Raw genomic sequence first — 13763 nt, 5'->3', positions numbered from 1 at the left:
TGTATCGGTAAGAATACAAGAGGAATCAGAAAATTTAAAAAGGGTGTGCCACGAATGAGAGACTCACGATTAGATCAATTAGCGTACAATCTGGTTAACTATTCTGTACGAGTACAGCCAGGGGAAAACATTTTGATCAACGCGAAAGGGGACACACCGGATTTGGTGCAAGCCCTCGTGCGTGAGATTTACAAAGCAGGCGGCAGTCCTTATGTTCAATTGATTGATCCCGCCGTAAGCCGAGAAATCGCAATGAATTGTAATGAAGAGCAGTTGAAGACCATGGCTCAACATGAAGTTGAACTCATGGAGAAAATGCAAGGTTATATCGGGATTCGTGCAGCGAGCAACATCAATGAGATGGCTGATGTTCCAAGTGACAAGCTGAGTATCTATTCTCGCCTGTATGAGCTGCCAGTGATGAACGTGCGCGTGCCAAAAACGAAGTGGGTTGTTCTTCGTTATCCGAATCCTTCCATGGCGCAGCTTGCGAACATGTCTACAGCAGCTTTTGAAGATTTTTACTTCCAAGTATGTAACCTGGATTACGCGAAAATGGACAAAGCAATGGACAGTTTGGTTGACTTGATGAATCGCACAGACAAGGTACGCTTGGTAGGACCTGAAACAGATCTCACCTTCTCAATCAAGGACATCCCTGCTGTGAAATGTGCTGGCCTGCGCAATATTCCAGATGGTGAAGTGTATACAGCACCTGTGAAGAATTCTGTAAATGGTGTTATCACTCATAATGCGCCAACACCATACCACGGCTTCACATTTGAAAATGTTCGCCTGACCTTCAAGGACGGCAAAATTGTCGAAGCAACAGCGAACGATACTGAACGCTTGAATCAAATTTTGGATACAGACGAGGGAGCGCGCTTCATTGGAGAATTCGCCATCGGTGTGAATCCTTACATTCGCAACCCGATGAAAGATATCTTGTTTGACGAAAAAATAGACGGAAGCTTCCACTTCACGCCTGGTCAATGCTATGACGAAGCTTACAATGGCAACAAATCGTCTGTGCACTGGGACATGGTTTCCATCCAGCGTCCGGATTGGGGCGGAGGGGAAATCTGGTTTGATGACGTCCTGATTCGCAAAGATGGTCGTTTTGTCATTGCAGAGCTTGAATGTCTGAATCCAGAAAACTTGAAAGGGTAAGGTATAGCCTACCCCATCATTTGTCGTACTGTCGGAGCCTTTCGTGCGCAAGCATAATATCCATTTCTAACTGAAATAGCATGTGCAGATTGCTTGAAGGAAGAGTAATTCTGCGTGCCGCGTGGTAGAGAAGTGGCTTGTTTTGTTTGACGACCGTCATGATTTCCACAACCGGTGGAATGACTTGCTTGATTCTTAGCAGGCTTTGTAAATAGCGGAGAAATGTTTGAATACTAACCTGGTCATCCTTGTTGGGTACCGCTTCAATCAAAGCGAAAAAGTCTCGGATGATGATCCGCTTTGTCTCCTGAGGCTCCACTATGGTTGTACGATTCACTTGATCCACCTCACGGGAAAGAGTAACAGCTTCTTTTCTTTACCCGTTGAATGATAAGTGATAAACCTTTTGTCTGATAAAAAGTCTTTGGCATGTGCGTGTGCCAAAGACTTTTCGTTTTTATGACTCACGATGACCATCGTAGATGCTTGCTTCTTCTATGGGTATCCGTATGCGCAGGAGCAACCAGGCATTTAAGAGAGAAAACGCCAGGGCAGTTGCCACAGCGGAAAATGTCAGCGGGAGTAGCAGCAGCTCAAGCGATACGACCAAGTAGTTGGGGTGACGAATGAACCGATAAGGACCTCGCTTGATTGGAGCCTCGCCCGGGAGGATGAAGATGCGGGTATTCCACCGTTTGCCCAAGCTGCGAATACACCAATAACGAAGTCCTTGCGCGATTAAAAACAGGCTGAACGGAATTGCCCACCAAGAGGGCAGAACCATTGCGCTGCCTTTCCCCACCACTTCGAAAAGGAGCGAGAGAAAAAAGAGAAAATGAAGAAGGACGATGTATTTGTAATGACGCGCCCCAACTTCGTAGCCCCCTTTTGAGCGGATATAGCGAGCATTCCTCACGGCAATGAGAAGCTCGACCAGCCGTTGTAACACGACTCCAGCCATGACAAATCCAAAAAAGAGCAACATGACTATCTCGCCTCCAGAAGTAAGAGCTCGGAGCTAAATCCAGGTCCAAGCGCAGCGACCAATCCGCGATCTCCTGGCTCCCACGCCTTCTCCATGCTTTTTTCCAGGACGAACAGAACCGTAGGGGAGGACATGTTTCCGAAATTGGTTAGGACATCTTCAGAAAACCGAGTGGCTTCTGTGCCAATGCCCAGGGACCGCTGATAAGCCGTTAGTACCTTGGCGCCACCTGGATGGAAAATGAAATGGCGTAGATGGTCAATAGACATCCCATGCGGTGACAAAAAGCTCTCCACGTTTTCTCGCATCGAAGAACGAATGAGAGTAGGGATGTCACGAGAGAAAATGACTTTTAACCCTGGATCGGTCAATTCCCATCCCATAATATCTACCGTGTCCGGCCATGTTGTCGTTCGCGCATCACAGAATTGAACCTTAGGTGTGTCCGAAGAGGACGAGACTTGATCTCCTTCTATTAATACGGCTGCGGCTCCATCTCCAAAGAGGCAGGTTGCGACCAAGTTGCTTTTGGACAAATCCTGTCGGATGAAGGTCAAGCCGCACAGCTCTACGCTCACAAGCAATACTCGCCGGGAGGGATAAGCCTGGGTGTACTCGCATGCACGCGACAATCCCATCGCTCCACCAGCACAGCCGAGGCCCCACAACGGGACACGGGTTGCTTGGGAACGGAGTCCTAAACGATGGAGCAAGCGGGAATCAAGGCTTGGGGTCGCAATGCCAGTGCTTGATACAAACATCAGACAATCGATGGATGACGGCTCGACCCCAGCTTTTGTCAAACACTTTCGAGCTGCTTCCTCTGCCAAGGCTTCCGCATGCTCGATATACAATTGATTTTTCTCCGCAAACGGTCGGTCTTCCAAAAACCAATCCATTGGCATACTAAAATATCGCTTCTGAATGTGACTATGTGCAAACACGTGTAACAAACGGTCTATGTCGGGAAAAGCATCTTGAAAAAATAGGCGTGCCAGCTTCATGGAATCCTCTTGTGTAATCTCGTGGGAAGGTACTGCTGTAGCTACTGCTTCTATACGGGGCATCCATTCATTCACTCCCGTCTATTTTGATTAGCCCTTAGCTTATCCCTTCCAATTGGTTCCAATTCATGCAGCACCATGTGCGAAGACCGCAGGATGATTGTCAGGATTTTTCTATGATTCATTTGAATGAATAAGTGGCAGTTTCGTGGATTTGCTTGAACTTATAAAAAAAGATAGGTAAAATATTCCTGATTATATGAAAAAAGACCTACTGTAGATTTTGGTAGATAGGTCTAATGTATGAATGAAAAGAGGGGAACATCGGATAGATCGGGGGTAGTGTACTTTGGGCTCACGCTGGATTAGCTTGGGTGTGTCCTGTGGAATCATTTCGGTTTGGCTGATCGGATACGGATTGCCTTCGGATGAGAGTATGGTTGTCTTTCTTTTTCTTGTGGCTGTCATTCAGACGCTTGCTGCCTATCGTATAGGGAAATATATAGATCAGCTGCGGCAGATGGCTTATCACGATTCACTCACAGGCGTTCTCGTCAATCGCAGATTTCTGGACAAGTTGGTCGCAGAAGTAGAGTTGGCAAAAAGCAATCATCAATCTGTTACGTTATTGTTTATTGATTTGGATAATTTCAAAATATTCAATGATTCATTTGGCCATATGGAAGGCGACAGACTCCTTTGCCAATTTGCAAGAATCTTGCAAGCAAGTGTACGGAAACAAGACATTGTTGGAAGGTGGGGCGGGGAAGAATTCGTCGTTTTGTTAACGCAGACAGACACAAGAAGAGCACTGGGAATCGGAGAACGAATTCAAAATCAAGTGCGAGACGCACTTTCAGGGGTCACTGTCAGCATCGGAGTAGCCTCGTATCCACACCATGCCGCAACAGCGGAAGAGTTAGCGAAAAAAGCAGATATGCTTATGTATGAAGCGAAAAAAAGGAAAGATTGCATGATGGTCGCTTCGAATGAAATGATAAATATTGGCAAGGCTAACACTCGTCCTCTCTCTTGACACGAGTGTTTTTTTTAATTGTAAAGAGCATTTACAAAAACTTAATAATTCCTTAAAGAAAAATATACACATTTGACCTTGATTTTAAATTTACGGAAACAATAACATTCGATATAATCTTGTAGGTGCCATTTATTCAAAGGAGTGAAGAAGTCCCGTATGTTGAAATCAAACAAGTATATCTTCTTTGATCTGTTCGAACAGCAGATTGCCACGGTACACAAAGGAACTCATCTTTTCTATGAAATGATAGGAAACTATCAAGATCTAGAAACAAAGGTTAAGGCAATCAAGGCTGTCGAGAAAGAAGGAGACGAAATCGTTCGTCGCATCATGAACGAGTTGAACTCTACTTTTATCACTCCGCTTGAGCGTGAAGACATTCACCAGCTCGCTCATACGATGGACTCGATGATCGACTACATTGACGGTGTCGCTGATCGTATGTATCTGTACCAAGTGACTCAACCAGATCCACGTGTATTGGCACAAGCCAACATTTTGGTGAAATGCTCGGCTAAGCTGATCGAGCTGATTCGCACACTGCGCAAGCTAGATCATAAAGTCGTTACACAAATCGCTGGGGAAATCAAAGATTTGGAGCATGAATCTGACTCCAACTACCGCAAAATGGTATCTGATTTGTTGAATTCTCCTGATACCAACCCAATGGAAGCGATCAAACTCAAAGAGATTTACGATAAGCTCGAAGACTGTGCTGACTTCGCTGAGGACGTCTCCAACCTGGTAGAAGGGATCGTGTTAAAGAATGCCTGATCTTTCGCCAGAGGTGATTATTCTCGTACTCGTCGTCATCATGGCGCTAGCATTTGACTTTATCAATGGTTTTCATGATACGGCGAACGCGATTGCTACTTCTGTTTCGACACGCGCATTAAGTCCGAAAACCGCGATTATTATTGCATCCCTGTGTAACTTGATTGGTGCACTCTCGTATACGGGGGTAGCGAAGACAATCGGGGGAAGCATTACCGATCCATTCAAGCTGGAAAATGGATTGGTCGTCGTTTTGGCGGCGTTGACATCTGCGATTTTGTGGAACCTAATCACCTGGTGGTTCGGAATTCCTAGCTCGTCCTCGCACGCGATTATCGGAGGCGTTGCAGGTGCCGCTTTTGGCGCCGCAGGAAGTGGTGCCATTAACTGGTCAGGTTTCATTAGCATTATCCAGGCGTTGATCATATCACCGCTTGTTGCCTTTGCTATTGGTTTTGTGGTGATCAAGCTTGTGTCTTGGTTTGTTCGTAACTCTGCGTATCACAAAACCAATAAAGGTTTCCGTTCGATGCAAGTATTGTCAGCTTCTTGGCAGGCTTTCAGCCATGGAGCCAACGATGCGCAAAAAACAATGGGCGTAATCACCCTTGCTCTGATTTCTGGAGGATTCTTGGTACAAGCACCGGGCGAATTCGTTATTCCACTATGGGTAAAACTTTCAGCTGCTCTTGCAATGGCATTAGGAACAGCCTTTGGTGGATGGCGGATCATCAAGACCTTGGGTGGTAAGATTATGAAAATCAAGCCAATTTCCGGTTTTTCAGCTGACCTGTCTTCTGCCTTGATTATCACAATCTTTACAGCTTTGAAACTGCCAGTGAGCACAACACATGTGATCACATCCGCCATCTTGGGGGTTGGGGCATCGCAAAAGCTGAACGCTGTAAAATGGGGCCTGGCTGGCCGAATATTGGTCACATGGGTCATTACCCTTCCGATTACCGGACTTTTGGCTGCTGCATGCTACGTCGTGTTTGACGTATTCCTGTAGAGCAACATCTTTATCCAACAGACAAAAGACACCTTTCCGTTGTAAAGTACGCGGGAAGGTGTCTTTTTCATTAACTTGATCCCGTTAAACGCTCCCATAAGCCCGGCTTGGGTTTAATTTGCACGAGGCGTACGGCAGAGAATGGGATATAGTCAAGCGAGCCATCCTGTTCTTCAATTAATATGCCATTTGGGCTGTAATCATACAATTTGCCTTCTGCATACGCGGATAATCCTTGGCCGATCCTATCAGGAGCAAAATGAATACGTACGTAGCGATCAAGATACTCTTCCAAAATTCCGTCATCCATCCTATTTCCCTCCTTTTTCATTCTTTCTCCTAGTTATTGCCTGCATTGCGACAATTCAGACAAGGCAAAGAAAAAACCACCCGGTCGGATTGACCTGAGTGGCAATAGATATGGCATATTGACGTTATTCGATCGAGTTTTGGGAATGTCCGGCCTGCTTGCTTTTCCGTGCAAACACGAGCAACAAGATGACACCGGCAGCAATTAAGCACAGGCTGACTAATTGAGCGACACGCAGGGTATCGGCTATCAACAAACTGTCTGTACGCATGCCCTCAATGAAGAAGCGTCCAATCGAATACAGGATCATGTAGCTAAACAAGACCTGTCCATCGAATTTTTTGAATCGGTACAGCATGAGCATGAGAATGGCGAAAACAACAAGGTTCCACATCGATTCATACAAGAATGTAGGGTGGTAATATTGTCCACCGATAAACATTTGTTCGCGGATGAACGCAGGGAACTTTTCCATAAACTCAGCAGAGACGGGACCACCATGTGCTTCCTGGTTGATAAAGTTTCCCCACCGTCCGATGGCTTGACCCAAAATAACACTTGGCATAAAAATGTCAGCCAAACGAAGGAACGGTAGTTTATGTTTTCGAATATACCAGGCTCCTGCCAGAACACCACCGATTAAACCACCGTGAATAGCCAAGCCGCCTTGCCAAACTGCGAAGATGTCCAGTGGGTTGTCTTTGTACTGCTGCCATTCAAACGTAACATAATACAATCTTGCACAAACGATGGCTGCTGGAATGATCAGAACCACCATGTTCAAGACGTGATCGGGATCAATGCCAGAACGTTTGGAATTGTAGCGAGCGAGATAAGTACCCAAGAAAAACGCCAGCCCCATTATAATGCCATACCAGTGAATCTTTAAGGGGCCGATTGCAATTGCGATCGGATCAATCATGAATGTGCCTCCTTGCCTCAAAACATCTGTGCCAAGTATAGCACAAATAGGCAGCATGATTCCAACTAACGGCTTAATGACACTGCAAAAAGCCGAGGATGGCATCAAGAGAGGCCCGTTTTGTTGGGACAGATATGGAGGAGAATAAATCCCCAAATGTTTCCAGGCGTTTGGGTACCGTATAAACGGTGAAATCTGTGGGATGACAATCGGGAACTTCTTCCCACAGGAGTGGCGTTGAGACGGTTGCCTGTTCTTTTGCACGGGTTGAATAAGGAGCTGGTAATGTCTTTCCGCGCCAGTGCTGCAAATAGTCAATGTAAAGCTTATCACCCCGATTCTTCACTAAGCGCTCGATGGTTAAAAGGGAGGGATGCTTGCTGACTAAATAGGATGCGATGAAATGCCCGACTTGGCGCGTCTGTTCAAACGTATAGCGGAGCTCGATCGGAACATAGATTTGCAAGCCACTGGAACCAGATGTCTTAACCCATGAAGGCAGCTGTAATTCATCGAGCAGCTGTTTCAATAAGAGGGCAGACTCTATCACAACAGCAAAGTCATCTGTGGAAGGATCGAGGTCAAACACGAGCTCTGTCGGAGTCTCATCCTTGGCGAGGTGAAAGGAGACGTGCCATTCCAATGCAGCTTGATTCGCCATCCATACGAGCGTCGCTCGGTCATTGCACAGTACGTAACGTACGTTTTCCCACATATGCGTTTGTATCCAGTCGGGTGCATAGTCCGGGGCGTTCTTTTGATAGAAGTGCTTGTCACCGATTCCGTGAGGGTAGCGAATGACCGTTAAGAGCCGATCCTTGCTATACCGGAGTAGTGGGGCTGCAACAATCAGCAAATAGCGCAAGTAATCTAGTTTGGTTACCTCGGCCTCTGGCCAAAGAGGCTTGTCAGGGTTTGTGATGGACAAAGTGTGATTGTCGATCGTCAGCTCGTACTCTTTTGTTGCAGGACACAATGACATGTTCACCTTCTTTTGAAACGGTATAGGTGTTCCTACTATCTCCCATCCACGATTCACTATGTGATGGGAATAGCTCTTTGCATATATTTCCTGCCAATCAACCATAATACGGGTAGCTTTCCAATGGTTGGTGATGAAAATGAAATTCAAGAAGAAAGATAAAATGAAGGAACTGATTGAGACAATGAATGCCTGCAGCTTGATTGAGCTGGAGGGTATACCGATTTCTCCCAAATTGGAAGAGAACATTGAGCTATTGAAAAAAATGTTCGCTGATTGCTCCGATTTTGTCATACGAGATTTCTGCCAAAAAAACAGTGTCCGTGCGATTGCTGTCTTCGTTGATGGGCTCATTGATACCAAAGAGGTCAATTCCGCACTGAAATCGTTAATGGTGCTTGAAGATGGCGATAAAGATATAAAAGTGATAGAAGAGTCACGTTTGCCTGTTTCCCAGATGGGAAGAGTAGACGATTATAAAAAGCTACTACAGGCTGTGCTTTCAGGTGATACAGGTATTCTTGTAGAGGGAAATACAGAAGCACTTACGCTCGGCATTCGTGGAGCAGAAAAACGCTCGGTTAATGAACCAGAAGGAGAAGCCGTCGTACGGGGGCCGCGTGAGGGTTTTATCGAAAATATTCGCACGAACACGTCGATGCTGCGGCGAAAATTGCGAACACCTCGATTGAAAATGAAGTCCTTGGTAGTTGGACGTGAGACAAACACCAATCTGGTGGTTGCTTTTCTGGATGGGATAGCTGATCCAGAGATCGTACAGGAGGTCACTGGTCGAATCAGTAAGATCAATTTAGATGCGGTGCTGGAAAGCGGATATATCGAAGAGATGATCGAGGATAACACATACTCGCCTTTCCCTCAGGTTATGTATACGGAGCGCCCAGACACGGTTGCTGCGGCATTGCTGGAGGGGCGTGTCGCGATATTTGTGGATGGGACACCGATGGTTTTAATCGTTCCGGTAACGTTTTGGATGATGATGCAGGCAAGCGAGGATTACTACGAGCGATTTCAAATGGCAACCCTTGTTCGATTGCTGCGTTATGTTTTTCTCATTATCTCGCTCGTTACCCCGGCTTTATATGTGGCCATTACGACCTATCACCAGCAGATGCTACCAACCACGCTCCTTTTAAGTATTGCGGCGGCACGCGAGTCTATTCCTTTTCCAGCAATTGTAGAGGCTTTAATCATGGAAATTTCCTTTGAGGCCTTGCGTGAAGCGGGGATTCGTCTCCCGAAAACGGTCGGGCAAGCCGTCAGTATTTTAGGTGCGCTGGTCGTTGGTCAGGCAGCCGTGCAGGCAGGGATTGTTTCTGCCCCCATGGTTATCGTCGTATCACTCACAGGGATAGCCTCATTTACCGTCCCGCATTTTAATGCAGCGATTTCATTGCGAATGCTGCGCTTTCCGATCATGATAGCAGCTTCAATCCTCGGCATCTATGGGATGCTGGTATTGTTATTGTTAATCCTCGGGCATATGGCCAACCTGCGCTCTTTTGGTGTCCCTTATTTATCGCCGTTAGGACCGATGTCGATCGGCGATCTCAAAGATGTACTGATGAGAGCTCCATGGTCGATGATGGAAAAACGCCCGAGCTTTTTGGGCGTACAAAATGCAAGGCGTATGAATGATGAGTTTGCTAATTCTATTCAGCAAAGAGGAGGGCAATCAGGGGTGACAGGCAACCGTCATCCAAACGAGGAGGGGGAATCGTGAAGACTGTAACCCGCATGTTGGTTGTGACGGTCTGTATGTTCTTGGTATCTGGCTGTTGGGATCGGCGTGAAGTCAATGATATGGCTATCGTCATTGCAATGGCGATGGATAAAGAAAGTGACGGCAGGTATCGGTTATCTATTCAGGTCCCGCTGGTCAGCAGCCTTGGTGCACAGTCAGGAGGTGGTGGGGGGACGAGTGGTGATAAGAGTTATTACGTAGATTCCGCAGTAGGCAGGACAATTCGGGAAGCGAATGGATTTATCCAATCAAGAATGTCTCGGCAAATTTACTACTCCCATCACAGGATGATCGTCATAGGCGAAGAATTGGCGAGGGACGGAATGTCGGATGTGCTGGATATCGTCACACGGTTTCCCGAAAACCGATTGACAGCTTATATTGTTATGACGAAAGGCAAAGGAATTGAATTATTAACCGCACAGCCGCAATTTGAACGTTTTTCAGGTGAAGCGATGCGTGAGCTGGTAAAGATGGGGGGCATTGCGGTAACGTTGAAGGATGTGGCCCAAATGCTCAGTACTCCAGGGCTTGATGCCATTTTACCCGTTCTGGCAGCAGTGGATTCCCATCCGAAAGGGAAGTCAAAAGAAGTCGAGACGACGGGGGTAGGTCTATTTCGGAGCGACAAGCTCGTTGCCATCATTAAGCCGAGAGAACTGCTCGGTTTGCGCTTGTTCCAACGCGATTTTACACCGTTTTCGTTTATTCTTCCCCTTAACAAGAAAGAACGGCTTACGATTAGTCTTTCGAAAGGAAGGGCGAAAATCAAGCCCGAGATCAGGAAAGGCCGCATTCATTACAAAATTGACCTCTATGCTTCTGCCGTAGTGGTGGAAAATATGTCAAACCTCGATCTCGAGAAAGAGAAAAATATTAGAATGCTGCAAGCGAAGCTTGACGAACAAATCAATAGCGGTGTGAAACATATGATGCAAACGATCCAACATTATCGATCAGACTTCATTGGGTTAGGAATTACATTATCAAGGAATTATCCGCAAGAGTGGCAAGAGCGATATCGGAACAGGTGGAATGAAGAGCTTCCGAAAATCACTTATGAAATCCGAACAAAAGTGAACATGGCCAATATCGGACAGACAACGAAAAATATTACCCAAGGTGAAGATAATCATGAATAGAATATTTCTGGTCTTTTTTGTCCTCATGCTGATTCTTTCCTTTGGAGAATTCATCCTGAAGCGAAAAGGCATGGATGGAAGACAGCAGGGAGTCATTGTTATTTTCTACACCCTAACCATTGTTTGTCTGATCGCCTTGCAATTCCAGTATTATCAAGTGCTCCCCACGAGTCGTATCATGAACATGTTCTCTCCCTATGTGAAGCGATGGGTGGAACAGTTTATATAAGGAGGCCCAAGTATGATTCACAAGCAAGTTGTCAATCATCGACAAATTGCCTGGCTGGTCGGTAGTGTCTTGATGACAGGAATGATGATCAGTTTATTGCGATCTATTGTGCAGGTAGCAAGGATGGATGCTTGGTTCTCACAAATTTTACCGATTTTCTATGCGTTTTTGATCGCTTACGTTTTGAGTGGACTGGTTGAGGCGTATCCGGGGAAAAACATCTTTGAAATTTTGTTTATTATTGGTGGAAAGTGGATTGGTGGAACGATCAATCTGCTCATTTTGTTTTATATTTGGATCATCTTGGCGCTCGATATCAAAGTGGCTGCTGATTTTTTACATATCTCGTTATTGCCAACCACACCAATGGAGATCATTCTACTCGTCTTCGTGCTGCTGTTAATGTACTATGGAAAAACAAGTCTTGAGGTGGCGGCACGGGTAAATGAGTTTTACTTTCCGCTTTTTTTCATCATGTGGATATCGCTATATTTCCTGCTGATGAATGAATACAACGTAGAGCGTTTGGAGCCAATCCTGACGAGTAGCTTGGACCGGATCGTAATCAGTAATTTGTTTCCGTTGGGTGTGTATGGGGATATTTTTTTGTTTGGGGCATTCTTACATGCCATTGTAGAGCCACGACTATTTCATGCTGCGATGAAGCACGGGATCATCATCGTTGGCTTTATGACGACAATTTTGTTGCTTGTCTTGCTTGGCGTGTTGGGCTTCATTATCGTTGGTCGACTGAATTTCCCCATCCATATCCTCGTCCAGCAAATCCACGTTACAGATTTTTTGGACAGGGTCGAGATAATCCTGTTTAGCGTGTGGTTCCCTGCTTTTACGACCAAGGTCACTGTCACTTACTTGGCATTTTTAGTGGGGGTTGGTTCGTTTGGGGGACAGCGGCATTATAATACATTCAATGCTCCATGCGGATGGTTTATGGTTGTATCGTCCATACTCGGGTTTCCAAATGTCGTACAAAATGATCAGTTTATTAGTTATAGCTTGCCGATGATCGTGCTCGGCTTCCAATTGCCGTTGGCGCTCTTTTTGCTTATTCATGTGAGAAGTAAGAATAAAGGAAGAGAGCAAAGCCTCATTCCCGAAGGAACGAAGCTTTATCGATTTTACCGGTCGATGGTGTGGGGCACGACAGTCTGTTTGATTGGTTGCGTGATAGTCATTTTGATTGGTGACTTTTTAAAAGATAAATCAGCGATAGGTGGGATTGTGACAGCTCTCGTGTACATTGCCCTCTTACTGACAGCGCTGTTTACGAGCTACGGGGAAATGCAGGCTCTTAATCATGGCAAGCAAAGGCTGGGAAAAGCAAAACAGGCAGGAACGTTTCGACAATAAGGTCGAAAGCCAAGGGGTTTCCTACTCCGAAACACACTGGTGGGGAGGGGTATCCACAAAGCCTTGTATGCTTGGCTCATGGAATGCCCTTCCTTCCACTCTGCAAATTTGTTGTTTCTCTGATAGTGGGTAGGAAGTGTTCTATTTGTACGAACCCGCTAGCACAATCATGCATTTGTATCAAGCATCGCTGGTATATTTATTTCTTTCACACAAGACGCCTTGGAAAGGTTCATGACGCATTTAACCAACGAAACGATATCTTGAAGGGGAATCTGTGTGCCATGATAAGCCGATAATACTTTCTCTATTCCGTCTTCATAAGGAATTTGGGTAGCAATTTCACCTGGATTTATACATGTTACACCTATTCCATACTTCTTTACATGTTCCCGTAAAGAATTGCAAATACCACGCAATCCGAATTTTGAAGCTACAAATGAAATTTGTGTAAATTCATTATTTTCAAGACCTGCCGTTGATCCGATTAAGAGGATTTTTGCGTTATCTGATTTTTTTAGATTCGGTAACAGCTTTTGGATGCAAGTAATTGCGGATGTTATATTTACATGAATAATTTTTGCAATTTCGTCCGGATCATCTTTCTCAAAATCATAGCCATCCCTAAATCCTTTGCTCTCCCAGATCCCAACATTATATATGAATACGTCTATGGTAACGCCATTTATTGTCTTCGCAATCCTATTGCTTACATCGGATAACGATAGGTCAGCTTCAATCCAATATCTATGGACACCATCGTTAAGTTTCAAACTCTCTGGGCGACTTCTGGAAACGATCCATACGTTATCACCCGTATCAGGTAATTCTTTGACGAATGCCTCACCTAATCCTTTACTCGCTCCGAAGATAATAAAGTTTTTCATATTTTCCTCCCATGCGCTTTTTTTCCATTATTTTAACTACATTTTTATACTTTGAAAACAAGTATGTTTAGTTGATTGGAAAGATAGGTGCATGCTACCGATTTTGGGAGGATTTTCGTTATCGGTTTTAACGCTTAAGTTTAAAGCCTTAACATGATCTTACGTATATTG

The 13763-nt window shown here is 45.3% G+C and carries 15 protein-coding genes; 8 read left to right on the top strand and 7 right to left on the bottom strand.

The window, feature by feature from the left end:
- Nucleotides 1-54 precede the first annotated feature (54 nt).
- Nucleotides 55-1170 carry an aminopeptidase gene (locus tag HP570_RS03085; protein WP_015891937.1) on the top strand — a complete coding sequence of 372 codons (1116 nt, stop codon included), beginning with the start codon at nucleotides 55-57 and terminating at the stop codon, nucleotides 1168-1170.
- 16 nt (nucleotides 1171-1186) lie between these two features.
- Here HP570_RS03085 and HP570_RS03080 read toward each other — a convergent pair whose 3' ends face one another.
- The 3 genes from HP570_RS03080 to HP570_RS03070 form a co-directional block, all read right to left on the bottom strand.
- Nucleotides 1187-1507 carry a hypothetical protein gene (locus tag HP570_RS03080; RefSeq protein WP_173624853.1) on the bottom strand — a complete coding sequence of 107 codons (321 nt, stop codon included), beginning with the start codon at nucleotides 1505-1507 and terminating at the stop codon, nucleotides 1187-1189.
- Nucleotides 1508-1627: 120 nt separating this feature from the next.
- On the bottom strand, nucleotides 1628-2155 hold the full coding sequence (locus tag HP570_RS03075; protein ID WP_173624852.1) for an isoprenylcysteine carboxyl methyltransferase family protein: 528 nt from the start codon (nucleotides 2153-2155) through the stop codon (nucleotides 1628-1630).
- A gap of 2 nt (nucleotides 2156-2157) precedes the next feature.
- On the bottom strand, nucleotides 2158-3222 hold the full coding sequence (locus tag HP570_RS03070) for a type III polyketide synthase (RefSeq protein ID WP_173624851.1): 1065 nt from the start codon (nucleotides 3220-3222) through the stop codon (nucleotides 2158-2160).
- Nucleotides 3223-3508: 286 nt separating this feature from the next.
- Here HP570_RS03070 and HP570_RS03065 point away from each other — a divergent pair, with 286 nt between their 5' ends.
- From HP570_RS03065 to HP570_RS03055, 3 genes are all read left to right on the top strand, one after another.
- The gene (locus tag HP570_RS03065; protein WP_173624850.1) at nucleotides 3509-4195 is read left to right on the top strand and encodes a GGDEF domain-containing protein; all 687 of its coding nucleotides are present in this window, start codon (nucleotides 3509-3511) and stop codon (nucleotides 4193-4195) included.
- 159 nt (nucleotides 4196-4354) lie between these two features.
- Nucleotides 4355-4972, top strand: a complete 618-nt coding sequence (locus HP570_RS03060) for a DUF47 domain-containing protein (RefSeq protein ID WP_007728239.1) — start codon at nucleotides 4355-4357, stop codon at nucleotides 4970-4972.
- The gene (locus HP570_RS03055) at nucleotides 4965-5984 is read left to right on the top strand and encodes an inorganic phosphate transporter (RefSeq protein ID WP_015891932.1); all 1020 of its coding nucleotides are present in this window, start codon (nucleotides 4965-4967) and stop codon (nucleotides 5982-5984) included. The genes HP570_RS03060 and HP570_RS03055 overlap by 8 nt, the downstream gene beginning before the upstream one ends.
- 70 nt (nucleotides 5985-6054) lie before the next feature.
- Here HP570_RS03055 and HP570_RS03050 read toward each other — a convergent pair whose 3' ends face one another.
- From HP570_RS03050 to ligD, 3 genes are all read right to left on the bottom strand, one after another.
- On the bottom strand, nucleotides 6055-6294 hold the full coding sequence (locus HP570_RS03050; RefSeq protein WP_173624849.1) for a hypothetical protein: 240 nt from the start codon (nucleotides 6292-6294) through the stop codon (nucleotides 6055-6057).
- Between the two features lie 124 nt (nucleotides 6295-6418).
- Entirely contained in the window at nucleotides 6419-7216 is a 798-nt protein-coding gene (gene lgt, locus HP570_RS03045; protein WP_015891930.1) for a prolipoprotein diacylglyceryl transferase, read from the bottom strand.
- Between the two features lie 73 nt (nucleotides 7217-7289).
- Nucleotides 7290-8192: a non-homologous end-joining DNA ligase gene (gene ligD / locus HP570_RS03040; RefSeq protein ID WP_173625127.1), complete on the bottom strand. Its 903-nt coding sequence runs from the start codon at nucleotides 8190-8192 to the stop codon at nucleotides 7290-7292.
- A gap of 145 nt (nucleotides 8193-8337) precedes the next feature.
- Between ligD and HP570_RS03035 the strand changes: the two genes are divergently transcribed.
- From HP570_RS03035 to HP570_RS03020, 4 genes are read left to right on the top strand one after another with little or no spacing between them, the layout of a single operon-like run.
- On the top strand, nucleotides 8338-9942 hold the full coding sequence (locus HP570_RS03035) for a spore germination protein (RefSeq protein ID WP_173624848.1): 1605 nt from the start codon (nucleotides 8338-8340) through the stop codon (nucleotides 9940-9942).
- Nucleotides 9939-11105 (top strand): Ger(x)C family spore germination protein, encoded by a 1167-nt coding sequence (locus HP570_RS03030; RefSeq protein ID WP_173624847.1) that lies wholly within the window; start codon nucleotides 9939-9941, stop codon nucleotides 11103-11105. The genes HP570_RS03035 and HP570_RS03030 overlap by 4 nt, the downstream gene beginning before the upstream one ends.
- The gene (locus HP570_RS03025; protein WP_064200662.1) at nucleotides 11098-11334 is read left to right on the top strand and encodes a hypothetical protein; all 237 of its coding nucleotides are present in this window, start codon (nucleotides 11098-11100) and stop codon (nucleotides 11332-11334) included. Before HP570_RS03030 ends, HP570_RS03025 begins: the two co-directional genes overlap by 8 nt.
- Before the next feature lie 12 nt (nucleotides 11335-11346).
- A complete protein-coding gene (locus HP570_RS03020) occupies nucleotides 11347-12705 on the top strand; it encodes a GerAB/ArcD/ProY family transporter (protein WP_173624846.1) in 1359 nt (452 codons plus the stop codon).
- A gap of 167 nt (nucleotides 12706-12872) precedes the next feature.
- Here the strand turns inward: HP570_RS03020 and HP570_RS03015 are convergent, their stop codons facing one another.
- Nucleotides 12873-13592 (bottom strand): SDR family NAD(P)-dependent oxidoreductase, encoded by a 720-nt coding sequence (locus HP570_RS03015; RefSeq protein ID WP_173624845.1) that lies wholly within the window; start codon nucleotides 13590-13592, stop codon nucleotides 12873-12875.
- Between the last annotated feature and the right edge of the window lie 171 nt (nucleotides 13593-13763).

The organism is Brevibacillus sp. RS1.1 (genome assembly GCF_013284365.1).
In the GTDB taxonomy this organism is placed as follows: domain Bacteria; phylum Bacillota; class Bacilli; order Brevibacillales; family Brevibacillaceae; genus Brevibacillus; species Brevibacillus brevis_D.
This window is presented reverse-complemented; position numbering and strand designations above follow the sequence as displayed.

Coding starts and splice junctions, on each gene's coding strand:
- HP570_RS03085 (WP_015891937.1), top strand. CDS start 55: ATGAGAGACTCACGATTAGATCAATTAGCGTACAATCTGGTTAACTAT.
- HP570_RS03075 (WP_173624852.1), bottom strand. CDS start 2,155: ATGTTGCTCTTTTTTGGATTTGTCATGGCTGGAGTCGTGTTACAACGG.
- HP570_RS03070 (WP_173624851.1), bottom strand. CDS start 3,222: ATGCCCCGTATAGAAGCAGTAGCTACAGCAGTACCTTCCCACGAGATT.
- HP570_RS03060 (WP_007728239.1), top strand. CDS start 4,355: ATGTTGAAATCAAACAAGTATATCTTCTTTGATCTGTTCGAACAGCAG.
- HP570_RS03055 (WP_015891932.1), top strand. CDS start 4,965: ATGCCTGATCTTTCGCCAGAGGTGATTATTCTCGTACTCGTCGTCATC.
- HP570_RS03050 (WP_173624849.1), bottom strand. CDS start 6,294: ATGGATGACGGAATTTTGGAAGAGTATCTTGATCGCTACGTACGTATT.
- lgt (WP_015891930.1), bottom strand. CDS start 7,216: ATGATTGATCCGATCGCAATTGCAATCGGCCCCTTAAAGATTCACTGG.
- HP570_RS03035 (WP_173624848.1), top strand. CDS start 8,338: ATGAAATTCAAGAAGAAAGATAAAATGAAGGAACTGATTGAGACAATG.
- HP570_RS03025 (WP_064200662.1), top strand. CDS start 11,098: ATGAATAGAATATTTCTGGTCTTTTTTGTCCTCATGCTGATTCTTTCC.
- HP570_RS03020 (WP_173624846.1), top strand. CDS start 11,347: ATGATTCACAAGCAAGTTGTCAATCATCGACAAATTGCCTGGCTGGTC.
- HP570_RS03015 (WP_173624845.1), bottom strand. CDS start 13,592: ATGAAAAACTTTATTATCTTCGGAGCGAGTAAAGGATTAGGTGAGGCA.